The organism is Photobacterium arenosum (assembly GCF_014841115.1).
Taxonomy (GTDB): Bacteria; Pseudomonadota; Gammaproteobacteria; order Enterobacterales; family Vibrionaceae; genus Photobacterium; species Photobacterium arenosum.
The window spans coordinates 21,620-47,633 of record NZ_JACYTP010000018.1 but is presented as its reverse complement, the minus strand read 5'-3'; the positions used below and the strand labels follow the sequence as shown (position 1 = coordinate 47,633).

The 26,014-nt window shown below is 52.4% G+C and carries 25 protein-coding genes; 13 read left to right on the top strand and 12 right to left on the bottom strand.

All coding sequences use genetic code 11. The annotated features are described in order from the left end of the window. Positions 1 to 27: 27 nt before the first annotated feature. The 3 genes from pyrH to rpsB form a co-directional block, all read right to left on the bottom strand. Positions 28 to 759: a UMP kinase gene (gene pyrH, locus IFO68_RS20120; RefSeq protein ID WP_027251665.1), complete on the bottom strand. Its 732-nt coding sequence runs from the start codon at positions 757 to 759 to the stop codon at positions 28 to 30. A gap of 91 nt (positions 760 to 850) precedes the next feature. Further along, positions 851 to 1,696 (bottom strand): translation elongation factor Ts, encoded by an 846-nt coding sequence (gene tsf / locus IFO68_RS20115; protein ID WP_192017573.1) that lies wholly within the window; start codon positions 1,694 to 1,696, stop codon positions 851 to 853. Positions 1,697 to 1,810: 114 nt separating this feature from the next. After that, a complete protein-coding gene (gene rpsB, locus IFO68_RS20110; protein WP_192017572.1) occupies positions 1,811 to 2,539 on the bottom strand; it encodes a 30S ribosomal protein S2 in 729 nt (242 codons plus the stop codon). Positions 2,540 to 2,865: 326 nt separating this feature from the next. On the opposite strand from rpsB, the gene map reads away from it, so the two are divergent. From map to IFO68_RS20095, 3 genes are all read left to right on the top strand, one after another. After that, a complete protein-coding gene (map, locus tag IFO68_RS20105; RefSeq protein WP_192017571.1) occupies positions 2,866 to 3,663 on the top strand; it encodes a type I methionyl aminopeptidase in 798 nt (265 codons plus the stop codon). Positions 3,664 to 3,843: 180 nt separating this feature from the next. Continuing rightward, positions 3,844 to 6,474, top strand: a complete 2,631-nt coding sequence (glnD, locus tag IFO68_RS20100) for a bifunctional uridylyltransferase/uridylyl-removing protein GlnD (RefSeq protein WP_192017570.1) — start codon at positions 3,844 to 3,846, stop codon at positions 6,472 to 6,474. Positions 6,475 to 6,677: 203 nt separating this feature from the next. Continuing rightward, positions 6,678 to 7,058, top strand: coding sequence for a DUF3461 family protein (locus tag IFO68_RS20095; protein WP_192017569.1), 381 nt, complete (start codon positions 6,678 to 6,680; stop codon positions 7,056 to 7,058). Between the two features lie 80 nt (positions 7,059 to 7,138). Here the strand turns inward: IFO68_RS20095 and IFO68_RS20090 are convergent, their stop codons facing one another. The 3 genes from IFO68_RS20090 to IFO68_RS20080 all read right to left on the bottom strand — a co-directional run bounded on the left by IFO68_RS20090 (position 7,139) and on the right by IFO68_RS20080 (position 8,790). Beyond that, positions 7,139 to 7,594: a flavodoxin gene (locus IFO68_RS20090; RefSeq protein ID WP_192017609.1), complete on the bottom strand. Its 456-nt coding sequence runs from the start codon at positions 7,592 to 7,594 to the stop codon at positions 7,139 to 7,141. Positions 7,595 to 7,714: 120 nt separating this feature from the next. Further along, a complete protein-coding gene (truC, locus tag IFO68_RS20085) occupies positions 7,715 to 8,467 on the bottom strand; it encodes a tRNA pseudouridine(65) synthase TruC (RefSeq protein ID WP_192017568.1) in 753 nt (250 codons plus the stop codon). Next, positions 8,464 to 8,790 carry a YqcC family protein gene (locus tag IFO68_RS20080; RefSeq protein ID WP_161444723.1) on the bottom strand — a complete coding sequence of 109 codons (327 nt, stop codon included), beginning with the start codon at positions 8,788 to 8,790 and terminating at the stop codon, positions 8,464 to 8,466. The genes truC and IFO68_RS20080 overlap by 4 nt, the downstream gene beginning before the upstream one ends. Positions 8,791 to 8,932: 142 nt before the next feature. Between IFO68_RS20080 and IFO68_RS20075 the strand changes: the two genes are divergently transcribed. From IFO68_RS20075 to IFO68_RS20060, 4 genes are all read left to right on the top strand, one after another. Continuing rightward, on the top strand, positions 8,933 to 9,979 hold the full coding sequence (locus IFO68_RS20075; protein ID WP_225445361.1) for a DUF3549 family protein: 1,047 nt from the start codon (positions 8,933 to 8,935) through the stop codon (positions 9,977 to 9,979). A 34-nt stretch (positions 9,980 to 10,013) separates the two neighbouring features. Then, a complete protein-coding gene (locus IFO68_RS20070; RefSeq protein ID WP_192017567.1) occupies positions 10,014 to 10,316 on the top strand; it encodes a DUF3301 domain-containing protein in 303 nt (100 codons plus the stop codon). 1,392 nt (positions 10,317 to 11,708) lie between these two features. Beyond that, a complete protein-coding gene (locus IFO68_RS20065) occupies positions 11,709 to 11,939 on the top strand; it encodes a DUF2789 domain-containing protein (RefSeq protein WP_027251653.1) in 231 nt (76 codons plus the stop codon). Between the two features lie 31 nt (positions 11,940 to 11,970). Next, positions 11,971 to 12,258, top strand: a complete 288-nt coding sequence (locus tag IFO68_RS20060) for a hypothetical protein (protein ID WP_192017566.1) — start codon at positions 11,971 to 11,973, stop codon at positions 12,256 to 12,258. Positions 12,259 to 12,349: 91 nt separating this feature from the next. On the opposite strand, the gene IFO68_RS20055 is transcribed toward IFO68_RS20060, so the two are convergent. Then, a complete protein-coding gene (locus tag IFO68_RS20055) occupies positions 12,350 to 13,120 on the bottom strand; it encodes a Zn-ribbon-containing protein (protein ID WP_192017565.1) in 771 nt (256 codons plus the stop codon). Between the two features lie 3 nt (positions 13,121 to 13,123). After that, positions 13,124 to 13,678, bottom strand: coding sequence for a SecY-interacting protein (gene syd, locus IFO68_RS20050; RefSeq protein WP_192017564.1), 555 nt, complete (start codon positions 13,676 to 13,678; stop codon positions 13,124 to 13,126). Between the two features lie 67 nt (positions 13,679 to 13,745). Between syd and queF the strand changes: the two genes are divergently transcribed. The 5 genes from queF (at position 13,746) to xni (ending at position 21,153) form a co-directional block, all read left to right on the top strand. After that, complete coding sequence (gene queF, locus IFO68_RS20045; protein WP_192017563.1) at positions 13,746 to 14,591, top strand: NADPH-dependent 7-cyano-7-deazaguanine reductase QueF; 846 nt, start codon at positions 13,746 to 13,748, stop codon at positions 14,589 to 14,591. 107 nt (positions 14,592 to 14,698) lie between these two features. Next, positions 14,699 to 16,963 (top strand): tetratricopeptide repeat protein, encoded by a 2,265-nt coding sequence (locus IFO68_RS20040; RefSeq protein ID WP_192017562.1) that lies wholly within the window; start codon positions 14,699 to 14,701, stop codon positions 16,961 to 16,963. Between the two features lie 228 nt (positions 16,964 to 17,191). After that, entirely contained in the window at positions 17,192 to 18,718 is a 1,527-nt protein-coding gene (locus IFO68_RS20035) for a GGDEF domain-containing protein (RefSeq protein ID WP_336510290.1), read from the top strand. A gap of 228 nt (positions 18,719 to 18,946) precedes the next feature. Further along, positions 18,947 to 20,320 carry a nucleotide 5'-monophosphate nucleosidase PpnN gene (gene ppnN, locus IFO68_RS20030; RefSeq protein WP_192017560.1) on the top strand — a complete coding sequence of 458 codons (1,374 nt, stop codon included), beginning with the start codon at positions 18,947 to 18,949 and terminating at the stop codon, positions 20,318 to 20,320. Positions 20,321 to 20,379: 59 nt separating this feature from the next. Beyond that, positions 20,380 to 21,153, top strand: a complete 774-nt coding sequence (gene xni, locus IFO68_RS20025; protein ID WP_192017559.1) for a flap endonuclease Xni — start codon at positions 20,380 to 20,382, stop codon at positions 21,151 to 21,153. A 25-nt stretch (positions 21,154 to 21,178) separates the two neighbouring features. Here the strand turns inward: xni and rlmM are convergent, their stop codons facing one another. From rlmM to IFO68_RS20005, 4 genes are all read right to left on the bottom strand, one after another. After that, positions 21,179 to 22,261 carry a 23S rRNA (cytidine(2498)-2'-O)-methyltransferase RlmM gene (gene rlmM, locus IFO68_RS20020; RefSeq protein WP_192017558.1) on the bottom strand — a complete coding sequence of 361 codons (1,083 nt, stop codon included), beginning with the start codon at positions 22,259 to 22,261 and terminating at the stop codon, positions 21,179 to 21,181. 9 nt (positions 22,262 to 22,270) lie between these two features. Next, positions 22,271 to 22,645, bottom strand: a complete 375-nt coding sequence (locus IFO68_RS20015; RefSeq protein WP_192017557.1) for a DUF423 domain-containing protein — start codon at positions 22,643 to 22,645, stop codon at positions 22,271 to 22,273. Positions 22,646 to 22,684: 39 nt separating this feature from the next. Then, positions 22,685 to 23,350: an alpha/beta family hydrolase gene (locus tag IFO68_RS20010; protein ID WP_375713908.1), complete on the bottom strand. Its 666-nt coding sequence runs from the start codon at positions 23,348 to 23,350 to the stop codon at positions 22,685 to 22,687. Between the two features lie 119 nt (positions 23,351 to 23,469). After that, positions 23,470 to 24,408, bottom strand: coding sequence for a transcriptional regulator GcvA (locus IFO68_RS20005; protein WP_192017556.1), 939 nt, complete (start codon positions 24,406 to 24,408; stop codon positions 23,470 to 23,472). 382 nt (positions 24,409 to 24,790) lie between these two features. On the opposite strand from IFO68_RS20005, the gene csdA reads away from it, so the two are divergent. Next, on the top strand, positions 24,791 to 26,005 hold the full coding sequence (gene csdA, locus IFO68_RS20000) for a cysteine desulfurase CsdA (RefSeq protein WP_192017555.1): 1,215 nt from the start codon (positions 24,791 to 24,793) through the stop codon (positions 26,003 to 26,005). The last annotated feature ends 9 nt before the right edge of the window (positions 26,006 to 26,014 follow it).

The window sequence follows — 26,014 nt, the reverse complement described above, 5'->3', positions numbered from 1 at the left end:
TTCCTACCCTATCAATATGTTACGCCCTTACTCGCTGTGAGCGATCAAGGTACCTTCCGGCTCACCCATCACCACTTTGCGCAGTGCGCCAGGTTTATTCATGTTGAACACACGAATCGGCATACCGTGGTCACGAGCCAATGTGAAGGCGGCGAGATCCATGACTTTCAGCTCTTGTTCCAGAACATCCTGATAACCTAGCTTATCATAAAGAACAGCTTCTGGGTTTTTAACTGGATCGTCACTGTAAACACCGTCCACTTTTGTGGCTTTCAGCACAACATCAGCTTCAATTTCAATACCACGCAGACATGCCGCTGAATCTGTCGTAAAGAAAGGATTACCTGTACCGGCAGAGAAAATAACAACCCGGCCCTGGCGAAGCTGGCTGATAGCTTCTGCCCAGTTATAGCTGTCACAGACACCATTCAGCGGAATAGCTGACATTACTTTCGCGTTCACATAGGCACGGTGCAGCGCGTCACGCATGGCAAGGCCATTCATCACTGTCGCCAGCATACCCATGTGATCGCCCACAACTCGGTTCATACCCGCAGCAGCCAGACCTGCACCACGGAACAGATTACCACCACCGATAACCAGACCCACCTGTACGCCCAGTTCTACCAGTTCTTTAATTTCCTGAGCCATGCGGTCAAGCACATGTGCATCAATACCAAAACCTTCGTCGCCCTGCAGCGCTTCGCCACTCAGTTTCAGCAGGATCCGTTGATAAGTCGGTTTAGGATTCGTGGTCATTTATTGTACCTTCCAGGCTTACTATAGAGATATGGAGTTGTAAAAAGACCGCAGCCTTGGCCACGGTCTTCTATAAGCAATTTGCGAAAGATTAACCTTTCTGCGCCAGAGCAACTTCTTCAGCGAAGCTCAGGCCTTCTGCTTTCTCAATACCTTCACCTACTTCCAGGCGAATAAAGGTAGAAACAGAAGCGCCGTTTTCTTTCAGTACGTCACCGACAGATTTCTTAGGCTCCATGATGAAAGGCTGACCAGTCAGAGAGACTTCGCCAGTGAACTTCTTCATGCGGCCTTCAACCATCTTCTCAGCGATTTCCTGAGGCTTGCCTTCGTTCATGGCGATTTCAACCTGAACTTCACGCTCTTTAGCAACAACGTCAGCTGGTACGTCTTCTGGGTTCACGTACTCTGGGCGTGAAGCTGCAACGTGCATTGCAATGTGCTTCAGGGTTTCGTCTTCGCCGTTACCAGCAACAACAACACCGATACGGTCGCCGTGACGGTAAGAAGCCACTTTCTCACCTTCGATGTAAGCAACACGACGGATAGAGATGTTCTCACCAATTTTAGCAACCAGAGCAATACGCTTCTCTTCGAACTGAGCTTGCAGTTCAGCGATGTCAGTTTTGCCAGCCAATGCAGCATCAGCGACTTCGTTGGCGAAAGCCAGGAAGTTGCCGTCTTTAGCAACGAAGTCAGTCTGGCAGTTCACTTCTACCAGAGCAGCCAGGCTGTCGTTGTTCTTGATGATGATAGAACCTTCAGCAGCGATGTTACCTGCTTTCTTAGCCGCTTTTGCAGCGCCGCTCTTACGCATGTTCTCGATGGCCAGCTCGATATCAGCATTTGCTTCAACCAGTGCTTTTTTACATTCCATCATACCTGCGCCAGTACGCTCACGCAGTTCTTTAACCAGGGCAGCTGTAACTGTTGCCATTGTTATATCCTCAGTTTTCAAATCTTGGTGTAAAAATCAGGGGCCTGTAAACGGCCCCTGTTAACCATACTTAGTTTACACAAGGTAACTTAAGATGCTCAAAGGAGCGACTGATTACTCAGCTTCTACGAAACCGTCTTGCTCAGCCTGAACAACGATGTCCTGGTTACGAGCTTCAGTAACAGTAGTTGCAACAGCACCTGTGTACAGCTGGATAGCACGGATTGCGTCATCGTTACCTGGGATAACGTAATCTACGCCGTCTGGGTTAGAGTTAGTATCTACGATAGAGAATACTGGGATACCCAGGTTGTTCGCTTCTTTGATAGCAATGTGCTCGTGATCAGCATCGATAACGAACATAGCGTCTGGCAGACCGCCCATGTTCTTGATACCGCCCAGAGATTTCTCCAGTTTTTCCATTTCACGAGTACGCATCAGCGCTTCTTTCTTAGTCAGCTTGTCGAAAGTACCATCGGTAGACTGAGTCTCCAGATCTTTCAGACGTTTGATTGACTGACGAACAGTTTTCCAGTTAGTCAGCATACCGCCCAACCAACGGTTGTTCACGTAGTACTGATCACAGCTGTTGGCCGCGTCTTTGATAGATTCGCTTGCAGCACGCTTAGTACCAACGAACAGGATTTTACCTTTGCGAGCAGCGATCTTGTTGATTTCTGCCAGCGCTTCGTTGAACATTGGTACAGTTTTTTCAAGGTTGATGATGTGTACACGGTTACGAGCACCGAAGATGAATGGCTTCATCTTAGGGTTCCAGTAACGGGTTTGGTGACCAAAGTGTACACCAGCCTTCAGCATGTCGCGCATTGATACAGTTGCCATTGAATATTCCTCAATTGGGGTTAGGCGTCCACATATCCCATGCTACCGACCCTTGACCTTTTAAGGTCGACTTACTCATAAGCCTTGGGCACCCCGGAGCACGTGTCGATATGTGTGAGTGATTAAATAAAATAATGTTTTCGCAATCTGACCTGCCGCACTGACTTTCGTCAACGCACAATATGCCAAATTACGGCGCGCTTTATACCATATTTAGACCGCAAAAATCCAGTCAAAATCTTCTGTGCAGGCCAAAGTCAGTTTTCATCCTCCGCTCTCGCTGATACCATATAAAGTATAGAGACTGACAGAGCAGAGAAGTTTGCATGAGCATTAAGATCAAGACGGCTGAAGAAATTGAAAAGATGCGCGTTGCCGGCCAGTTGGCTGCCGACGTACTGGAAATGATTGAGCCGTATGTAAAACCTGGCGTATCCACTGAAGAACTGAACCGGATCTGTCATGAGTACATCACCGAAACCCAGGGTGCGATCCCGGCTCCGCTGAACTATCACGGTTTCCCTAAATCCATCTGTACCTCAATCAACCATGTGGTATGCCACGGCATTCCCAGCGAACAAGATGTATTGCAAGATGGCGATATCATCAACATTGATATCACGGTAATCAAAGATGGCTACCACGGCGATACCTCTAAAATGTTTGAAGTAGGCGAGGTCTCACTGGAAGACAAACGCCTGTGCCGTGTCGCGCAGGAAAGCCTTTACCAGGCCATTAAAAAAGTGAAGCCGGGCACCAAGCTGGGCGAGATTGGCACCACAATCCAGAAGTTTGTGAAAAACGGTAACAGCCGCTTCACCATTGTCAGAGACTACTGTGGCCACGGCATCGGTGATGAATTCCATGAAGAGCCGCAAGTGGTCCATTACAAAAACGCCGACCGCACTGTACTGAAAGCGGGTATGTGTTTCACCATCGAGCCAATGATCAATGCCGGTAAGTTCGGCTGCCTTCTCGATGATGAAGACGGCTGGACGGTTTACACTGTCGACGGCAAGAAATCGGCGCAATGGGAACACACGCTGCTGGTCACTGATAGCGGCTGTGAAATCCTGACCCTGCGTAAAGAAGAAAGCCTGCCACGGGTGATGAAAAACGCCTGACCCGCAGGTCAGTTCGACGATTACTGACCATTGACTCAAAGCCAGCACATTGCTGGCTTTTTTGTTGCTGTAATTCAGGCTAGAGTAAAGAGACGGCAGTTTTCCTCCCAGCCACCAGCAAAGGCTTGGAAACAAGGCTTTATTGCCCGTCACTGATACCTCAACATGGCATGGACAGCAATGACACAGATTCAATCCGAACCCCACACCCCAACCAGCTGCGAAGACACTGCTCAGCTGCTTATCATGCTCAAAGAAGAGTTGGAGCAATTCAACGATCAGCAGCAGTTACTCTTCTCCCAGCATGTTCCTGTGACTGAGCTGGTCGAAGCCAGAGCGGGCTGTATAGACCGGCTGCTTCGCCATCTCTGGCCCCTGTTCGGACTCGATAAGCGCGACGATCTCTCGCTGGTTGCGGTCGGCGGATACGGTCGCGGCGAGCTGCATCCCTTGTCTGACGTCGACATCCTGCTGCTCAGTACCATCCCGCTTGATAATCATACAGGAAAACAAATCAGTGAGTTTCTGACCTTACTGTGGGATCTCAAGCTGGAAGTGGGCCACAGCGTCCGTACCGTTGAAGAGTGTATCAATATCGGGCTGGAAGATTTAACCGTGGCCACCAATCTTCAGGAAGCCCGCCTGCTGTGCGGCAGTGAAGACAGCTTTCTGCAATTGCAGGATCAGGTCAATTCCGGCAAATTCTGGCCCAGCGAAGCCTTCTACCGTGCCAAAGTCGAAGAGCAGCGCATCCGCCATGCCCGCTATCACGACACCACCTATAACCTGGAACCGGATATCAAATCCAGCCCTGGCGGGCTGCGTGACATTCACACCTTAAGCTGGGTCGCCCGCCGGCATTTCGGCGCGACCAATCTGCTGGAGATGAGCCGCTTTGGTTTTCTGACAGATGCCGAGTACCGTGAACTGTATGAGTGCCAGGCCTCGTTGTGGCGTATCCGTTTTGCCCTGCATTGTGAGCTCAAACGCTACGACAACCGGCTGACCTTCGAGCATCAGGCTTCCGTCGCGCAAAAACTGGGCTATCAAGGGGAAGGCAACAAACCGGTCGAAATGATGATGAAAGAGTTCTACCGCACGCTCAGGCGTGTGGCCGAACTCAATAAAATGCTGCTGCAGCTGTTTGATCAGGCGATACTGAAAAACGGTGACGAGTTAGCCATCGTCGATCTGGACGACGATTTCCGCCTGGTCGGCAACCTCATCGAAGCCAGAAAGCCAGCCTTATTTCAGGCACGTCCGGAGACCATTCTCGACATGTTCCTGCATATCGCAGGTAATTCAGAGATAGAAGGCATTTCAGCCCCCACGCTGCGCCAGTTACGTACTGCCCGCCGCCGTCTGAACCGCTTTTTAGTGGATATTCCTGAAGCACGCGAGAAATTCATGGAGCTGGTACGCCAGCCAAACGCCCTGAACAAAGCTTTTCGCCTGATGCACCGCCACGGTGTGCTTGCCGCCTATCTCCCGCAATGGAGCCAGATAGTGGGGCAAATGCAGTTTGACCTGTTCCATGTTTACACCGTGGATGAGCACAGTGTCCGCCTGCTCAAACACATGAACAAATTCAGCGATCCGGCCAACCGGGAGCTTCACCCTATCTGCTGCGAAGTGTATCCGCGGATTCAGAAAAAAGAATTGCTGATACTGGCGGCAATTTTCCACGACATCGCCAAAGGCCGAGGCGGCGACCATTCCGAGCTGGGGGCAGACGACGCCTACCGGTTCTGCCTTGAACATGGCCTGTCGCGACCGGAAGCCAATCTGGTCACCTGGCTGGTCAAGAATCACCTGCTGATGTCAGTCACCGCCCAGCGCAGAGACATTTATGACCCGGATGTGATCACTGAGTTTGCCAAGACAGTGCGCGATGAAGAGCGGTTGGATTATCTGATTTGCCTGACAGTGGCAGATATCTGCGCCACCAATCAGGAGCTGTGGAACAGCTGGAAGCGCACCCTGCTGGCCGAACTGTATTACTCCAGCCAGAAAGCGCTACGTCGCGGCCTGGAAAACCCGCCTGATGTCCGCGAACGTATTCGCCACAACCAGCAAATGGCCTCTGCCCTGCTGCGCAGCCAAGGCTTCAGCCAGCGTGAAGTCGACGTGCTCTGGCAACGTTTTAAAGCCGACTATTTTCTGCGTCACACCCACCAGCAGATAGCCTGGCATGCCGAGGCGCTGCTGAAACATGAGAATCCGGATGTGCCGCTGATACTGATCAGCAAAAAGCCGACCCGTGGCGGGACCGAAGTGTTCGTTTACAGCCGCGACAAAGCCAAACTGTTTGCCATTGTTGTGGCCGAACTGGATAAGAAAAACCTCAGCGTTCATGATGCACAAATCATGACCAGTAAAGATGGCTACACCTTAGATACCTTCATGGTGCTGGATCCAAACGGTGATCCCCTGACGGACAACCGCCGCGCCACGGTCCGGGACGATCTTATCCATGCCCTGGACACCATGGTTTCGGTGCGGCGCAATAAGCGTCCGCCACGCAAGCTGCGCCATTTCAACGTCAAAACCCAGGTCGATTTTCTGCCCACCAAAACAGGCAAAAAGACCATGATGGAGCTGGTGGCACTGGACATGCCAGGGCTGCTGGCCCGGATAGGTTCAGTGTTTGCCGATCAGAATGTCAGTCTGCAGGCCGCCAAGATCACCACCATAGGGGAGAGAGCAGAAGACTTTTTCATTCTGGTCAATGAAGAGGGTCAGCAACTGAGCGCCGAGCAGGAATCGGCGCTCAAAACCGCACTGATTGAACGTATTGACGACGCGGCATAGTCAAACCCGTCAGCCCGTCAGCCAAACATGACGGGCTGTTGCGAATCCTTGACGCAGATTCTGCGCCGCGTGCAAGATTTACCCAGCATAAATTGCTAGAGTAGCAACAAACTGCCTCTATCAACGCCAGGTAATGCCACTTAGGTTCGCATTTGTTGTACTGAGCGCAGACGGTTTATTGACTGAAACAACACGAGGCCGCCATGTACCCCAACCTTACCAGCCTGGGCATCGAACACCCTGAGCGCATTGAAAGTTATAGTCTGCGCCAGGAAGCTGCGAATGACATTCTGAAAATCTACTTCGCCAAAGGAAAAGGAGAGATTTTTGCCAAAAGCATGAAGTTCAAATTCCAACGCCAGTCCAAGTCTGTCATCGTGAACAGCGGCAACCGTGAAGCCAAGGAAGTCTCGGAGATTAACCGCAAGCTGACTTTTGTCACCGACGAGTTAGACAAGATCACGAAAAAGCGTCACACCGATGTCGATATCAAGAAAAAAATTCTGGACGATTTACGCCATCTGGAACAGGTGGTCAGCCATAAAATTGCCGAGATCGAATCCGATCTGGCAAAACTGAAGTAACTAGTGGTAAATAATAAGTCAGAAATCGGGCACCTGCTGAGGTGCCCTTTTTACATCTCGCTACCTGTGAGACACCGGCATTACTGCACTTTTTTCATAAAGTCCTGCAGCCAGGGCAGCGCCGCTTCCGCCGGATCAAAATTGACGCAGGCATCAATATCCAGACGCGCAGTCACAGGCTTGGCCTGCAGCTCCTGAAGTAAGGCGTCAAACTGCCGTCCGCCGCCACAGTATCTGTCCTCACCGTAACTGGAATCGCCCATCGCTATCACACCATAGTTGAGCGCCGGCATCAGTGGAAACTGATCATTCAGCGCCATATACAGCGGCAACAGATTTTCAGGGATCTCCCCCTGCCCTGTGGTGGAAGTAATCACCAACGCGACCTGATCCCGGTAAGCAAGAAAATCGTCCAGACTGGGATCTGTGAACAGTTCCGCATCGTGGCCATTGGTTTTCAGCTCGCTGACGACTTCTTCTGCGACTTCCTCTGCCCCGCCAAACACAGAGCCCACAAATACACCAATAGTTGCCATCACAGTCACACCTCACTCCCTGTTTAAATTTCAATGACCTGAGATTACTCTGACCCTTGTACCGGCCAGATGCAAATTCCGAAACACAAATGCGCGATCCTGCAATCAAAAACGGTGATTTTATCCGTCCAGATAAGACAGCGGCCACTGGAAGGCCAGCATCACACCCTGCCAGCTCTGATCCACGGTTGCACGGATCGTTATCGGCAGACCGGTAACCGGATGGAAAAATTCCAGCGCAGAGGCATGCAGCATCAGCCGGTGACAGTCATAGTGCTCCCTGAACATGCGGTTATGCCGGCCATCGCCATGGTTCACATCACCAATAATATGATGACTCAGATGATGCATGTGCCGGCGCAGCTGATGCTTGCGGCCGGTTTCCGGTTTCATTTCAACCAGGGTATAGCGGCTGGTTGCATAACGGCCGACAGGGATTGGGGTTTCCACTCTGGCGAGCGGACGATACGCTGTGACGGCCTCCTGCGGTGCTTTGTCCTGCAAGGTCCGCTTATCGCTCATCTTATCCAGCTCTTCTTTCAGCGGATAATCCAATACTGCGGCTTCTTTCACCCAGCCGCGTACCACAGCATGATAGGTTTTCTTCACCTCCCGGCCCGCAAATTTTGGCATCATTTCAGCGGCCATCTCGCTTGAGAGTGCAAATAACAGTACGCCTGAGGTCGGTTTATCGAGTCGGTGTAAGGGAAACACATGCTGCCCACCGAGCTGATCCCGCAGGGTCTGCATCACAAACCGGGTTTCGTGGCGATCAAGCCAGGAGCGGTGCACCAGCATACCGGCCGGTTTGTTAACGGCAACCAGATAGTCATCCTGATACAGGATCTCAAGTTCAGTATTTGGCGCTGTCATTGATTCGCCCCGCCCAGCCAGTGATCCAGTTCAGCAATCAGCGGCAACACACCGGCCAGTTCAGGTTCCAGTTTGGCTGACTCTTCAGCATAGGGATAAATATTGAACTGAGTCGGCAACATCAGCCTTTCCTCGACCAGATGATACATACGGGGCAGAAAAATCCATTGCAGCCATTCTGCACATGTCAGCGTATCAATGGCGAATGGCTCAGTACTGGCCAGCGCTTCCTCACTGGGTGGGCTGTGCTGCCACAGTCCTTGCGCGCGTAACTGCTGTTCTAACCGTACCAGCAAACGGGTGGTTTTTTCGTAACAATCCAATGCTGTACTCCTGGATCAACATAACTAGCCTGATGGCTGAGGGTGAGCTCAGCCGGACAACTGGCGCGCAAGGATACCATCTTCACGCTCAACTCCCTATAATGCGCCAGCATAAGCCGTCAAACTCTAGGAGCCCTGTAGCATGCCCATGGATAAATTTCACACCCTGACCCAACTGTTGGACAATGCCGGATGCCAGTATAAGATTTTCGATCTGGGCCGCCGGGTCTGTGAAATCGAGCGAGCAACTTTCAAAGCGGTTGAAGATAACCGCCAACCTTATCCATGGCCGTTACAGCAGCATGCTCACCTGTCGATTTCCTTCTGGCAGCAGGGTAATCCGCCCTGGATCTGGTTTCTCAAGCTGCCGCTGGATGAGCGGGGCTTACTCAAACAGGCCGCAGTCGGCGATTTCATTAAGTATGTCATCGAAGCCATGGGCGCCACACTCAATGCAGTGCCAACAGACGAAGAGCAGGAGAAGCTGGCGGCCAACCCGTATACCTTCAAACCGAAAGACGACAAAATGGCGATCTTCCACGCCCATCTGCGTCAGCAACTGGCGTTGCCAGCCAGCCAGTATTACGAACATGCCCAGGTGTATCTCAGCGGTAAACTGGATTGGGCGCAATGGCAGGGCGTCGGCTTACAGGGGCTGGCCGATATCTGCGCCCGCATGAAGCAGGAAAATAACGCGACCTGCCTGCGCAAGGCGCTGCAGAATCTCCCCATGACGCCGCTGTACGCGCTGCTGGGTTGTCTGGAACACTGTGAGCTGCCAGCGGCGCTGTCTGAGCGTCTGGCGGAACGCATTCAAGGTGAGCTGACGGCACAGCAAACCGACATCTTCCTGTTGTCTGCCTTACTGCGTGCCATGTCAGGTGCCGAGACGGCTATGCTGAACCGGGCGCTTCAGGCCATACTGGCAAAACCTGAACTCTGCCACCCTGAAATGCTGGTCGCCATAGCCGGCCGGTGCTGGAAAGGCCTAGCTGACACTGACTCAGCCAGTCAGTTTTTACTGCGCCTGGCCCAGACTCAGGATCAGAATTTATTCAACCAGCTGTTTGCCGATCTGGTGATGCTGCCAGCACTGCGCGGCACTATGCTGCAGGTGCTGCACAGTTCAGCCAATGCCGAGCTGACCGAGACCATTACCCGGTTGCAACAAGCCACTCGCGGCCAATAACAAATGAAACGGAACTGAGAAGGAAATCCCACGGATGGATAATTTACTTGGCATACTGGCGATGGCCATACTGGGCTATCTGTTCTGGCAGCAAAGGCGCCAGAGCGAGCTGGCCCAGCAATTTATCACTCAACGCTGCCAGCAGTTAGGCTTGCAGTTGCTGAGTGTCGCCAGAGGCTCGCACCGCCTGAAAGATGATGCCGGCAACTGGAGCTGGCAAACCCTGTACTTGTTTGAGTTTTCAGCTGACGGTGCTGATGCCTATCAGGGATGCGCCACCTTCAAGGGGCTGCGTCCGGTACAGTTTTATGTGCCGCCGCACCATATGCCGGGCTGAACCGTTCCCGCGCCAATTTTTCTTTTTCCCGACACACAAAATAAAACGGGCGCAACTTACGTTGCGCCCTTAGGTCTTACTTGCAGCAATCCGGCTACACATAGGCTCCCTGCCTCATTCCTTTGATGCGCCGGAATCCGTCGGCGATTTTCCTTTAAACGCTCATCCTGAACGTGTCCGTTGATCTCCTGATCCGTTACTTCATCCTGAAATAACTCTCTTCGACCTTCCTGGCGGTGTCCCTGCTTTCGTTCTGAAAGTATCCCTGTCTCTTCCTGAGCAGTGTCATCCTGAACACTGCAGCCGGCATCCCGCCATGTCCTGAACCGTCCTTAGCGTGAAAGCTGTCCTCGCCTTCACTATCATCCTTAACCGACCCTGCTCCCTGGCCGTTATCCTGTTCCGTGTGTCAATTCCTTCGACACTTCTAAGACTACGATAATTACGCGCCGGACACAGCACAGTCGTTGGTTTGCTCTTTCCCCTGCGCTCAGGCCACAAGGCGATAAAAACATAAGACAATGAATTGGTTGATATATTTTTAGATTTGTGCGCTGAAAGAGATCATAGAAAACGCATATTTCTCACGCTTTTGTGAGAGATCGCTTACAAGATAGCAGGCAAAATATGAAGCAGGATGACGCGTAATCAGCCGTCGCAACTCAGTACAGCCAATACAGGGTATGAGACAAGGGAACAAAAATGAGCTGACGGTCGGAATGCCTGCTGTGGTACGCCCTGTTACCACATTCCAGACATAAAAGAATGGGCGCAACTTGCGTTGCGCCCTTAGGTCTTACCTGTAGCTTCCTACTACTATGGTGCTCCCTGCATCATTCCTTTGTATGCTGTATCCTTCAGCGCTTCCCTTGTTGAACTTCATCCTGAAGTGTCCTGGTCTCCTGACCCGTTACCCATCCCGGGTGAACTCTCAACAGCCATCCTGGCGGTGTCCCTGGCTTCTTCCTGAAGCATCATCCTTGTGTCATCCTGACGGCAAACATCCTGCTTGCACTGACTACATCCTGCAGTCTCCGAACTGTCCATGTCAGCCCTCATCCTGAAGACCGTGTCTCATCCTGAGACCGCCAACTCCGTGGCTCATGTTCCTGTTCCGTGTCAGCTCCTTCCGACAGAGTTAAGATTACGCGATATCCCGATTCGAACAAGCGCACATTGAACGTCAGTTATCACGCCACATTTAGCCTGGCACGAAAAAACAAACATAACCACATGATAATAAACAATTATCTATACCCACTTAGGCTAACTGCCATAGCAAGACTTCAGTATGTCTTACATGCTTGTAAGCGATCTCTCACAAACCACAGAGACGAATTGACGACTATTCCCCACTATACTTATGACAAACACCAGTAGGGGAATAGCAAGATGGAAACATTCAGCCACGACTTACACAGTTTATTCAATCAGTTAGGAATGAATTCGTCCAAGGAATCGATAGAAGGCTTCATTCGCGACCATAATCTCAAACAAGACGAAACCCTCGCTCAGGCTGATTTCTGGCAACCCGCCCAGCGCCGTTTTCTCAAAGAATCGATTGCTGAAGATGCCGATTGGTGCGAAGTGATTGATCAATTAGACGCTTTGCTACGAAAATAAGTGAACCCGAGCCACTCTTTCAGGAAGAAATATGTCATCTGCCATTACCGATGCGCTGGAGCGCGCCATATCCACACTCATCGCGGAAGGTAAAGAGCCCAGTGTCGCACTGGTGAAAGCCCGCCTGCGTGAGCCTTTACCTATGCCTGTGATCATTCAGGCGCTTAAAAGCTGGAAACAGCATGCCAAAGTACCAGACATAAAAGCCAGCCAGGCAGCACCGGCCAGCGACAGCGAACGACTGGCTGCCCTGGAGCAACAAGTCGCCAGCCTGACAGCACGCCTTGCCGCCCTGGAGCAGGCCCAGCAAGATAAATAACCTGCCTTGTTAAGTGCAGTCACCGCCCGTTGCTTTGTGGTAACGGGCGGTGACTGCGTCGAACGGCGCATGCCGACCAACGGGGGTTGAGCTACTGATAATCCCAGGACAGGTTGGACACCAGCCGGCACGGATCGCATTTGAAATGGAAAATACCGTGGATCGGCTCATCCACCCGCCAGGCTTGTCCGCATTTAGGGCAAGGACGATCAGCCTCATCGACCAGACTGACCCCACCCACCCGGTACTGATAATAATAGGTGGGCACTTTGGTCAGAAATTCAATTCTGCCGCGTAAATCCCAGCCACGGCGGAACAAATCACTGTCGGCATCGCGGATTTCATGCAGGGCCGCATGTTCAGCTTTACAGCCTCCGGCCATCTGAATTTCATCACAGGCTTGCCATTCGGTCTGCCATTTGACCAAGGCTTTATGATCACCGTTAAAGGTTGCCGGTATCCGGTACAAAGGGATAGGCAATAAGCTGTCGCCGCTGCGCAGCGGGGAGCAGGTGTGCACATAAGTGGTATACAGCACCTGCCAGCCCGGTGCTTCTTCGGCCGTCGCTTCCGAATTGATATCACGCCCCAAGACTTTAATTTTCGGGGCCAGCAAACTGGCTTGTGTCAGTCGGTTGATACCCGCTTTGACCTGCGGACTGTGAAACTGGCTGTGCAGGCTGGTTTTCTCCGGACAGACAGCCCGCACTTTAAACACGGCTTCATCCATCACGACAGGGAACTCCCGCCCCAGCACCTGGCCGTTATAGCGCAGCGCATCCATCAGGCCATTGATCGCCTGCTCCACCGCAGCGACAGTGGTGTTGTCAAAGCATTCAAACTGTAGCTCAACGACATACATGGCTTAACTCACCTTCACAACGGGCTCAAGCTGGCGGATAAAAGTCTCGACATCGTACGCCAGCACCTCCCGGTCGGATTTGCCCAGCGTCTCGAGAATAACGTTACCGGTCAGATTACAGATAGCAATTACCTGATCTTCTGCATCCATCACCCCGATAAAGACAGTCGGCTTGAGCTTCAGCCGGCGCTGAGTCACCAGGTGACCCAGGATGTTTTCCTGCAGCCGTTGATGATCCGACTCACTAAACACCTGCAGCAAGTCAAATTCCAGCGCCTTGAAACGGGCCGCCATATCGCCACTGAAAAAGCTGCCGTAAAACGCCGTAATATCCGGATGCAGACGAAGTTCAATGCCTGTCTCAACCGCATCAAAACGGCCAGCAGGCTCACGCGCGACCGGCTGCCAGCTCACGGTATCGCCATTATCCGTTTCAATACAAGGAGATGTGAGGCCAATCAGATCGCTGCTGCAGGGCAGACAGGCGCGCTCATCGTGCCACACTTTAATAAAACGGGAAGAAAATTCAGCCAATGCGGCCGTTACAGGATGATTCATTCGCAACCTCAAGCAAGATTCAGTAAACTTTGCCTATTCTAATCCAAGTGTGTGTGTCCAGGACAATATGAGCAAATACAAAGACGCGAAAGAACTAGCCGGTTTAACTCTTGGCCAAAAAAGCGAATACAAAGATCAGTACGATCCCACTCTGCTGCAGGCCGTGCCGCGTAAGCTAAATCGTGATGATCTGTCGCTGAGCGACGACCTGCCATTCACCGGGTATGACATCTGGACCCTGTACGAGTTGTCCTGGCTCAACAGCAAAGGACTGCCTCAGGTGGCTATCGGTGAAGTGCGTCTGCCCGCCAGCAGCCCTAATCTGATTGAATCCAAGTCTTTCAAACTCTTCCTGAACAGCCTGAACAATACCCGTTTCGGCAGCTGGCAGGAAGTGGCAGATATTCTGCAGAAAGATTTATCCGCCTGCGCCGGGATGGATGTGGACGTGACTATCCAGCCGCTGAGTGACTTTACCGATCAGCCTATCGTGGATTTTGCCGGTGAATGCATTGATGAGCAGGATATTGAGATTACCAGTTTCGACTTTGAACCTGAGCTGCTGAACAATGCCGCCAGTGGTGAGGAAGTAGAGGAAGTGCTGCACAGCCATCTGCTGAAATCTAATTGCCTGATCACCAGCCAGCCAGACTGGGGCAGCGTGCGAATTGCCTATAAAGGCAAGCGGATAGATCGTGAAAAACTGCTGCGCTACCTGGTGTCTTTCCGCAATCACAATGAGTTCCACGAACAATGTGTTGAGCGGATCTTCATGGATCTGATGCGTTTTTGCCAGCCGGAGCGACTGACTGTTTACGCCCGCTACACCCGCCGTGGCGGTCTGGATATTAACCCTTACCGCACCAATCAGGGCAAGACGCCAAGCAACAACGATCGCATGGCACGCCAGTAAAGGCTCGCCCGCTTAACAGTCAAGTCCGGCAAATCGCTTTACTTTGCTGGACTTGACGTCCTGAGCCAGTAATATGAGGGCCGTGTTTCCTGATGGATAAGTGCGCTATGAACTGTCGTTACTGGCTCTTCAGCATCCTGCTTTTGTTTCTCACCGCCCTGCCGGCTCAGGCGAAGATTTATGCCACCCCTATTCTGGCCGATGCCGATCTCCTGTTGGAAACCAGCCCGGAAAAAGCACTGGAGATCACCGAACGCTACCTGAACCAACGTCGCCTCAGTGTGCCTGTCGACAGCTCTCGCGTCCATGTTAATGAAGAAACTGACCATTCTATCCGCACCCCGCTGAGCACCATCAATGCGCTGCAAATAAAAGCCAGAGCGCAGTCTTTGTTAAATGCGCAAAGCGACGCCATTCACACCATCAACGAAGCCGAAGCACTGGCGATTGAAAACGCGTTCAGCTATACGCTGCTCGAAACCCAGCTCATTCATGCCAATATTCTATGGCACGGGATGGGCGAGGCCTCCTCAGCGGCGGCTCGACTGGATAAAATCGATCAGGTCATCGCCGGTGATGAGAAACTGCAACGCAGCGAACAAATCAAGATTCTGCAGTATCAGTTGCTGATGCTCCGTGCCGATATGGAATCCACCCTTGGCGATGAAAGACAGGCAGAGAAAATGTATATCCGTGCCAAGCGTGACCTGTCTGAGCTTGATGATAGTAAAGAAGAAATCAACTTCCTGCTTAATCACGGGATGCATTATTTACGGCACCAGCACTATGATCTGGCGCTGGATCGTTTGCTGAGCGGCTACTGGCTGGCGCAGGAAAAAGACGATCACGGCAAAATGGCGATCGCCAACCTGGAACTGGCCACGCTTTACGAAGAGCGCAAAGTCTTTGACAAGGCACTGGAACACGCGACGCAGGCAGGAGAGTTTTTCGAGCACTTCAATCGCACCATCCCCTTGGCCCGCACTCTGGCCCTGATAGCCAATATTTACGAACAGCAGGGCCGGTATAACCTTGCGCTGGTGCATTACTTCAATGCTTTAGATCAGGAAAACCAGTTGCGCTTACCTACCCGCTCCTCCAAGCTGCGCCTGAGTATTGCCCGCGTTTATCTCAAACTCTATAACTACCCGAAAACTGAACAATACCTGCACCATGCCCGTCAGCTGGCGCAGGAGAGCGATGATGAAATCACTCTGATCAAGTCACAGCTGCTCCAGGGACAGCTTGAGCTGGCAGAAGATAAAACCGCGCAGGCAATCTCGACCATCCAGGCGGCACTGCTGGCGGCGAGCCGTTTGCCCAAAGCACAGCCGGCTCTGCAAATGCAGGGAGAAATCAGCCTGTCGGCCGCATTTGAGAAGCAGAAAGACTATTACAACGCCCTGCTGAGCCAACGCCGCTATGAGCAGTTGTATGCCTCTTTGCAGGAAAATCAGGTGAAAAGTAATGCCGAAGTGTTCCGCCAGCAACAGCGTATGATGGCGCGGGCGCTGCAGTTAGAAGAACTTGAACGACAGCAATTCACCCAGGAAAAAGCCCTTTATCAGCAAAAGAACATCACCACAGTACTGTTGATCGGCCTGTTGCTGGCCCTGCTGGTGCTCTGGTATCGTCACCGCTCCGCATGCCGCTGGCGGGAGCGCCTGGCGCTGCTGCGGGATGAATTCTACACCCACCCCCGCAGTGGCCTGCGCAACCTGAGAATGCTCAATGCCAGACTCTCCAGCTCGCTGCAGCAGAGCAGTGCGCATTTCGAGCAGTGGCACCTGGGGGAGATCATTAACGAACCCCTGAGCGACCGGTTACGCTTTGCCCTGTTTGAAGTCCCGCTACTCAAACATGTCTATCTTGAACATGGCTACCAGCAGGGACTGGAGCTGGAGCGCCAGTTTGGTGATTACCTCAAAGCCCAGATTTGCGAACCGGCCCGCCTGTACCATTTTTCCGATGCCATGTTCCTGTACATAGAGCCAAACTCACGCCTTGAAAGTGCGCCTCAGCAGCTGGCAGATTCCATCAAACAACTGGTGGACACTTTCATGAACGACAGGCAGCTCGACAGCCGGGTACGCATAGGAATGGCCGAGTACCCTTTTCTGCCACGGGCCTGTACCGCCATCAATGATCAGGAACTGATCGACATTCTGCTGATGGCCACCCATGCCGCCCGCCAGATAAGCAAAACCGAAACCGGCAGCCAATGGGTGCACCTGAGTGCCATCGAAGCAGCCCCGGCCGCCAGTTTCGCCGGCGAGAATATCCGCCGCGCTTGCATACTGGCGATGGACAAAGGTTTGGTCAGGGTGCAGACCTCTTCCCATCAGGAATATGACTGGCGCCGGCACCTCTGAGGAAAAAACGCTCAGTATTTCCGCTGTTTAGAGCTACAAAGATCACGAAATAGCATAAAAAGCACGCGAGCGTTTGTGTCTGGGAAAACAAGCCGTTAATAATGTTCAACTCATCAGAACATTTTTGCTAACATCGAGCTTGCACAGCGCCTGCCGCTGGGTGTAATGGATGTTTAGATAAGGTAATTATTAGTCGACGTGACTGCGAAATATAATGCAGCTTCTGATGTGAGTGAATTGAAGCTGCGTTTGGATCAGGCTCAATTGTCATACCGCGATGTGTCATTAAAATCGCGTCGTGAAATCGTTATTCTAAAACGCCTGATTGCCCGTATGTCTGTTGCCTGTAAAGGTTTGGATAGCGAGCTGGACAAACGGCTTGATACCCTGCGTACCGATCTGGAACAAAACAAAGATATCAGTAAGATTGTGCCGCATCTGGCCCAGGTTGAACGGTTATTGCTCCGGCAAACCTCAACCCATTCAACCATGGAACGCCTGTCTGATCTGATCCGGCAAAGCTCTGAAAGCCTGAAACGCATCCCTGCCCTGCCGGTTCAGCTAAAACGCGACATCCATGATCTTCTGTCCCAGGCACCTGACTCACTGCACCACAGCCACCAGCAAATCACCCAATTGTTCGGTCTGTATGATCGCGCCCTGAAACTCCTGACTGTGCCTGTCAGCATCGAACGTGAATCACGCTCAAAAGACAACGATTTACAGCATAAGCTGTGCAATGAGCTGCAACAGATCATCACAGAGCTGGATGCCGAGGGTGAATCCGGCGACCAGTTGCTGGCCATACGGCACCAATTGCTCGCCGGTGTCGAGCCCATTTCACTGGTCGAGCTATGCCTGGATGTGTTGCGGTTGGCGCTGGACAGCTTTATTCACGAACGTCGCCATTCGCAAAAATTTCTTGATGTCATCAGCGGCGATCTGGCAGCACTGGAACAAACGACGCGCCAGACCGCCGATCAGGGGCAAGCGCTGTACAAGCACCGTTCTGAACTGACTGCCGAGCTTGGGCAACTGTCTGACCGCTTCCACCACGCGCTGCAGCAGTACACCAACCTGGAAAGCTGGCGCGGTGCCGCACATTCGCTCGATACCTCACTCAGACAACTGGTCGAGCGCCAGCGCTCGCTTGAAAACCGTGAACAGGCGTTGCTGGAGCAACTGCATTATCACAAGAATCGTGCCGAGCACCTCTATCAGCAAACGCAGAACCAGCATCGCCAGATTGAAGATCTGCAACGCCGGATATTCCTTGACCCGCTGACCCGTGTTTACAACCGGGCGGCTTTTCATGACCGGCTGGAGCACGAATACCGCCGCTGGATTCGCTATCAGCACCCGCTGTGCCTGGCCATTGTCAATATCGATCATTTCGGGGATCTCAATGACAACTATGGTTTCCAGGCTGGCGACAAAGTGCTGAAGATTATCGCCCGTACTGTGCACCAGCATCTCAGAGATACCGACTTTATCGCCCGGGTCGGCAATGACGAGTTCATGCTTATCCTGCCTGATATCGCCGAAGATGAACGTCATCGACGGCTGTCCGGTATTCGTGAAGCCATCTTGCAGCTCCCCTTCCGGTTCAGGGAAAAGAACGTCACCATTTCGGCCTCAATAGGCGCGACGCTCTTTGATGACACAGATACCCCGGGCAAGGTGATCGAGCGGGGACAAAAGGCTCTGAGCAGCGCGAAACATGCTGGCCGCAACCATCTGATTTGGATCGCTTAATCACTGATTACTCACTCAGCTGCTGGCAAATCCAGGCTCTAACCCACTGCTACACAAACTCTTTTTTTTTCTTTCTGCCCTAGTCAAACCCTGTAACCCTGTGTATGTTCAATAGTACGGGTCAGGAAAATGCCCGCTATTTCCATCCGCGGTCGATCCTTTATCCGCCAGGAAAATCGCTTACATACAGAAGCATCAGCCTCTGTATTCGTCTCCAGGGAGGTAAGCATGATTACACACATCAGTCCGGTTGGTGCGATGACACTGCTGTCGCAGCTCGAAGTTGACAGTCTGAAGGCCACAGCGGCCAGCGACCTGTATCGCCTGTACCGCAACTGTTCACTGGCTGTACTTAATTCAGGCAGTAACAGTGACGATTCCAACGCACTGCTGGAACTCAATAAGTCATTTGATATCAATGTACTGAGAAGAGAACGCGGGATAAAACTCGAACTCAAAGACCCACCCGAGCACGCCTTTGTCGACGGTAAAATTATTCGCGGTATTCAGGAGCACCTGTTTGCCGTGCTGAGGGACATTATTTACGTCAACGTACACGTTAACCAGCGCAACGATTTAAACCTGACCAGTGCACCACACATCACCAATTTCATCTTCAGTATTCTGCGTAACGCCCAGACAGTCCGCTCAAGGGAAGATCCCAATATCGTGGTCTGCTGGGGGGGGCACTCCATTAACCCGGAAGAATATCAATACACCCGGGATGTCGGCCACCAGTTAGGATTACGTGAGATGAATATCTGCACCGGCTGCGGGCCCGGTGCCATGGAAGGGCCAATGAAAGGGGCCGCCATCGGCCATGCCCAGCAAAGATACGGTAAAAGCCGTTTTATCGGCCTGACCGAACCGTCCATCATTGCTGCCGAGCCACCTAACCCTATCGTCAATGAACTGGTGATCATGCCAGATATTGAAAAACGGCTGGAAGCCTTTGTCCGTGTGGGTCACGGCATCATTATCTTCCCCGGAGGAGCCGGTACCGCCGAAGAGCTGCTGTACATCATAGGTATTCTGATGCACCCGGAAAATCAGGATCAACCTTTGCCTGTGGTGCTCACCGGTCCGAAAAGCAGTGAGCCGTATTTCCGCACCCTGGACAGCTTTGTGCGCGATACCTTAGGTGCAGAAGCAACCAAACATTATCAGATAGTCATTGATGACCCGGCGAAAGTGGCCCGCATCATGAAAGCGGCCATGCCGCAAACCAAAGAATACCGTCAGGAAACCGGGGACGCGTATTGTTACAACTGGTCGTTGAAAATCCCACCGGAATTTCAACTGCCCTTTGAACCCAACCACGATGCCATGGGCAGTCTGGATTTGCACTTCAACCAGCGGCCGGAACAGCTTGCCGCGAATCTACGCCGTGCTTTTTCCGGTATTGTCGCCGGCAACGTCAAAGAAGAAGGGATCAAGGAAATTGAACGCAATGGCCCCTTTCTGATCAACGGCGATCCATCCCTGATGAAGCGCATGGATAAGCTGCTCAAAAATTTCGTCGCTCAGCGACGTATGAAACTGCCGGGCAGCGAATATATTCCCTGCTACCGGATCCTCACTCACCCCGACATGGTGAAATAATTTGCCATGCAACGTAGAATACAGGGCCAGCAGGCCCTGTTTTACTATTGTTGATATATATGTCCATACACTTAGTCGTCATTGATGCCCTCAACCTGATCCGCCGTGTGCATGCCGCCCAGCCGGGCGAGCCCGATATCGCCAGCACCAGTAAGGTGTGCTGCCAGGCGCTGAGTAAAATCATTGCTATCAGCCAGCCAACCCATATCGTGGCGGTGTTTGACCATCATGGCGATGACAGAGGCTGGCGGGCGGAGTTGCTGCCCAATTACAAAGAAGGGCGCAAACCTATGCCGCCGGAACTGCAGACAGGGATGGATCAGATACAGGATGACTTCATGGCGCTGGGCGTCGACTCACTGCTGTCTGACGGCGATGAAGCCGATGATCTGATTGCCACCCTGGCGCTCAAAGTGGCAGACCATGGCGGCAAGGTCACTATAGTGTCAACCGACAAAGGCTACTGCCAGCTGCTGCGACCGACTGTAATGATCCGTGATTACTTCCAGCAGCGGTGGCTTGACAGCCCGTTCATTGCAAAAGAATTCGGGGTCCGTCCTGAGCAGTTGCCCGATTACTGGGGACTGGCGGGGATCAGCTCAAGCAAAATTCCAGGCGTACCGGGAATCGGCCCTAAAGCAGCGTGTGAATTGTTACAACTTTATCCGGATCTCGACAGCATTTTGTCCGCGGACAATCTCCCGGAGAAATGGCGCAAGAAAATCACACCCAATAAAGACAGCGCAAGAGCCAGTAAAGCGGTCGCCAGGCTGAAAACCGATTTAGAGCTTGGCTTTAATTTGCAGGATATCCGATTTCAGCTGGCGGGCTGAGCAGCCCGCCAGCTACCGGATCAAATTAGTGAGGATGACGGTTGTCCAGACTCTGGATATGTACCGTGATTTCTTCACGGTCATGGTACAGATGTTTGGCCTGCAGGCGGAATTTCATGCCATTCTGAATCAGAAAGACTTTCAGATTTTCAATATCCTGCAGTACTTCCTCATAACGGCCTTTCATGGGCAGTTTCAGGTTGAAGATGGTTTCTTTTGCCCAGCCTTTAATCAGCCACTGCCCCACCAAATGCGCGACCCGGGCAGGCTTTTCAACCATGTCACACACCAGCCAGGTGACATTCTTACGTGGCGGCTCAAACTTAAAGCCATCCACCATGTGATGCTTCACCTGTCCCGTATCCATCAGACTCTGGGCCATTTGCCCGTTATCAATAGCATGCACAAACATGGAACGCTTCACCAGCTGATAGGTCCAGCCCCCAGGGCAAGCCCCGAGATCCACGCCCCACATGCCAGAGGCCAGTCGTTCGTCCCACTCTTCGCGCGGAATAAAGACATGAAATGCCTCTTCCAGCTTGAGCGTAGAACGGCTTGGGGCATCCGCCGGGAACTTCAGCCGCGGGATTCCCATGAAAAATGGCGAATTGTTATTGGTGTAGGAATAGCCGATAAAACAGCAGCCCGGTGCAGTAAAGCACAAGTGCAGCACCGGCTTCTTCGGGTTATCTTTCGCGTACAAAGCCCCCTGCTTACGAAATGCCTGGCGCAATGGCACAGTAAACTTGCGACAAAACTTCAACAGTTCTTTGGCTTCGTTGGTATCTGGGGTTTCAACCCGCAGATCGCCACAACGCGGCAATGCTTCCGCCTCAGCCAGAATAGGGCTGATACGATCATCGGTCGGTAAATCTTCCAGACGTGCTGTCACTACCAGCATCTGACGGGCAAAAATCAGTTCCGAAAACGGCTGTAGTTGCACGAACTTATCAGCATCCCCTGCCTGATAAAATTCAAACAGTACATAACCGGTATTTTTCTTCGCACGCGGAAAGCCAAACAATTCGAGTTTATTGGCTTTATCCTGCACCTCTCCGGCACATTCGTTTTCAAATCCCTGACGGCAGTACAACAGAACCTGATTCACCACGAGTCCTCACGCAGAACGCCAGGCCGCCACAGCAAGTGACAACCAGGCTAGAATAAAACACAGTCCCCCCAGTGGTGTTACGGGACCAAGCCACTTCATCCCCGTTAATGCCAGCAGATAAAGGCTGCCACTGAACAGACAGATCCCCACTGCAAATAACAGGGCCGCGTATGATAGCGCTTTTGCAGAAAAATTGCGTGCCCAAATGCCGCAGCCCAACAATGCCAGGCTGTGCCAGAGCTGATAATCCACGCCTGTCTTAAAAACATCCAGTAAATGCGGGCTAAGGTGCACTTTCAGTCCGTGGGCGGCAAAGGCCCCTAAACCTACCCCAATGGCACCGCTGATCGCGGCGAAAAGAATCATACTCCGGCTCTGCATTCACTCTGTCCTTCTGTGGTTTGTATTCATGGAATGATTTCAGTCTGATACGCACTGGCGAATAAACCGGGCTAACACATCGACAGCCTGCGCCAGGTTACCGGCTTCACTAAAGCCCGAGGCTTTGCGCGGCTTGAAACTGTGGTCTCCGTCCGGCAGAAAAGACAGCGTCACTGTGTCGGCATAGCTCCACCCTTCCACCTCACTGCGGATACCAAAGGTATCGCGCTCGCCCTGCAGAATCAGGGTCGGGACAGCGATTGTTTTCAGATGATCGCCGCGAAAATTCTCCGGTTTGCCCGGCGGATGAAACGGGAACCCCAGACAAGCGACGCCGCAGACCTTGTCCTGACAGTTATGGACATCCGGTGTCGATTCGGCAGCTTCCGTCACCATCAGGCTGGCCATGCGGCCGCCCATAGATTTGCCGCCGATCACCAGCGGCCCTTGCTGACTGAAATGTTCAATATGGCGCTGAAAATCCACCAGCAGCTTTGGCTGCCGGTCTGGAGGACGCTTTTTGCCGTCTTCCCGCCGTTTCACCATATAGGGAAAATCAAAACGCACCACGCGAATCCCTTCGGCAGCCAGCCCTTGGGCAACCGCCGTCATAAACGCGTGATCCATCCCGGCACCGGCGCCGTGGGCAAACAGAAAGGTGGCAGCGAACTGGCCGTTTTCTGGTGTTGTTATCAGATATTCCACTGATTTCCTCTCATATTCGATTGGCAGACTGAACCTGGGTTACTGGCCCACCCTGATTGTTAATCACTCATCGGCCGGTGCAGAACCAGCAACACAAAATCAGAGTAACGCTGGTGGGATCAAGCCATGACCTCGGCCTGATATTCAGGCTGAGGGAGCGGACCCTCTTCCTGTTCTTTACGGGCTTTCTCCAGCACCCAGTCACGGAAGATCTGAATCCGGCCGGTTTCGGCCTGCTTTTCCTGACACACCAGATAGAAGGCATTTTTACTCAGCAAAGCCTCATCAAACGGACAGACTAATCGGCCGGCTTCCAGCTCAGGTTGCGCCAATACATTGTTGGCCAGTGCAATTCCCTGACTGTGGATAGCGGCCTGCAACACCATGGTAGAGTGACTGAAAATCGGCCCCTGGTTGACATTGGCGCCCGGAATATCGAACTCACGCATGTAGTTTTTCCACTCCTTACGCGAGCCGTCATGTAACAGGGTGTGCTTTTGCAGATCAGCCAGGGTGTCGAGCGGCTTAGGGCCACTGAGCAGCATAGGGGAGCAAACGGGCAGCAGAAATTCCTGATACAGCCGGTCACAGCGCAGTCCAGGCCAGTTGCCACGACCATAATAAATCGCTACATCCACGTCATCTGTCAGAGAGCCTTCATCCAGATCAACCGCTTTGATTCTGACATCCACATCAGGATGCAGCTGATTAAAGTCACTCAGTCTGGGCACCAGCCACTGGATGGCAAAACTGGGAGATAAACTAATGGTCAGCGCCCCTTTTGAACCCCGTTCCAACACTTTGTCGGTGGCATCTGAGATGGCACTGAAGATATCTTTCAGATCGAGAAAATACCCTTGTCCCTCTTCGGTCAGCAACAAGGAACGGTTACGCCGGCGAAACAGTTTCAGGCCCAGAAATTCCTCCAACGCTTTAATCTGGTGGCTGACTGCGGCCTGAGTAACAAACAGCTCCTCTGCCGCTCGGGTAAAACTCAGGTGCCGGGCGGCAGCCTCAAATACTTTCAGCGAATTAAGTGGTGGGAGTCGTCTTGACATAATGTCCTGCCATACTGGTTGCATTAGTTTTTTTTATCCAGGTCATTATAAATTGTCGATTGTTCAAGTACCACATAAACCCTAAGATTGGCGCCGCAATCTCAAGGGTAAAACGCTGTAATTTTGCTTAATCGCAGAATTGTTTATCAGCTTTTGTTACCTCTTAGATTGCAATGTTGTGTTTGCATATTGCCCGGTCTCTTCTGGGCGGGTAGCCGGAGTGCTACCGATTTACTTCCTGTTTTTTGACCTGTCTGTCAAAACTTTTTTATGGCACTGCGCCCCAACGCGGTGCCATTTTTTTAGATAATCCCCCTGCACCCCTTGCCTCAGTGACGGATAATAAGGAAGATCGTCCCATACACCAGACAATGAGCCCAGTATGACCATCCCATTTGACATTCAGGCGATCCGTTCGCAGTTTCCGGCATTACATGATGCGCAGCACCCGATCACTTTCCTCGACAGTGCTGCGACCACGCAAAAGCCGCTGGCCATGATTCAGTCTCTTGACAGCTTTTACCGGCAACACAGTGCTAATGTGCACCGGGGAAGTCATCAGCTGACAGCGGGTCTGACGCAGCGTTTCGAACAAGCCAGAGAGACGGTGCGCCAGCTTATTCACGCCAGCAGCCCGAAAGAAATCATCTGGACCCGCGGGGCCACTGAGGCTCTCAACCTGATCGCACAATCCTGGGCGCGCAGCACCCTGCAGCCGGGAGACGAGATTCTGGTCAGCGAACTGGAGCACCACGCCAACATAGTGCCCTGGCAGATGGTTGCCGAACAGACAGGCGCAACTGTGGTGAAAATCCCGATGAAGCCCGACTGCACCCTGGATATGGATGCCTTTCATCAGCTGCTCGGTGCCAAAACCCGCATTGTCGCGGTTGCGCACATCACCAATGTCACCGGCACCCGGAATCCGATTGAAACCATGATCACCGCAGCGCACGCCCACGGCGCCATTGTCGTGATTGATGGTGCGCAGGGCATCGTGCATGAAACTGTTGATGTACAGGCGCTGAATGCCGATTTCTATGTTTTTTCAGGCCATAAGCTGTTCGGCCCTTCCGGCATTGGTGTGCTCTATGGCAAACAGGCGTTGCTTGAAGCCATGCCGCCCTGGCACGGCGGCGGCAAGATGGTCGAAAAAGTGTCCTTCGAAGGTACTCACTACACCGGACTACCGGGCAAGTTTGAAGCCGGTACACCAAACATTTCCAGCACAATCGCGCTGGCAGAGAGTATTCACTGGCTCAACAGCATTGATCGTCAGGGTGCCGAGTGCCATATTCACGCGCTCCGCCAAAAAGCACTGGATGGAATCCAGGACATCGACGGCTTGCGGATTGTCGGCCTGCAAGCTGACGCCAGCCTGTTTTCGTTTGTGGTTGACGGCATTCACCATCAGGATATCGCGACCCTGCTCGATGAACAGGGCGTGACACTGCGTGCCGGCAATCACTGCGCCCACCCAATGCTGGATGCACTCGGACTGACTGGCACCCTGCGGGTTTCTCTGGCCCTCTATAATACTGAAGAAGATATTGAGCGTTTTGTGGCTGCGCTGCACAAAGCCTGTGATTTGTTGTAACCAAAGAGA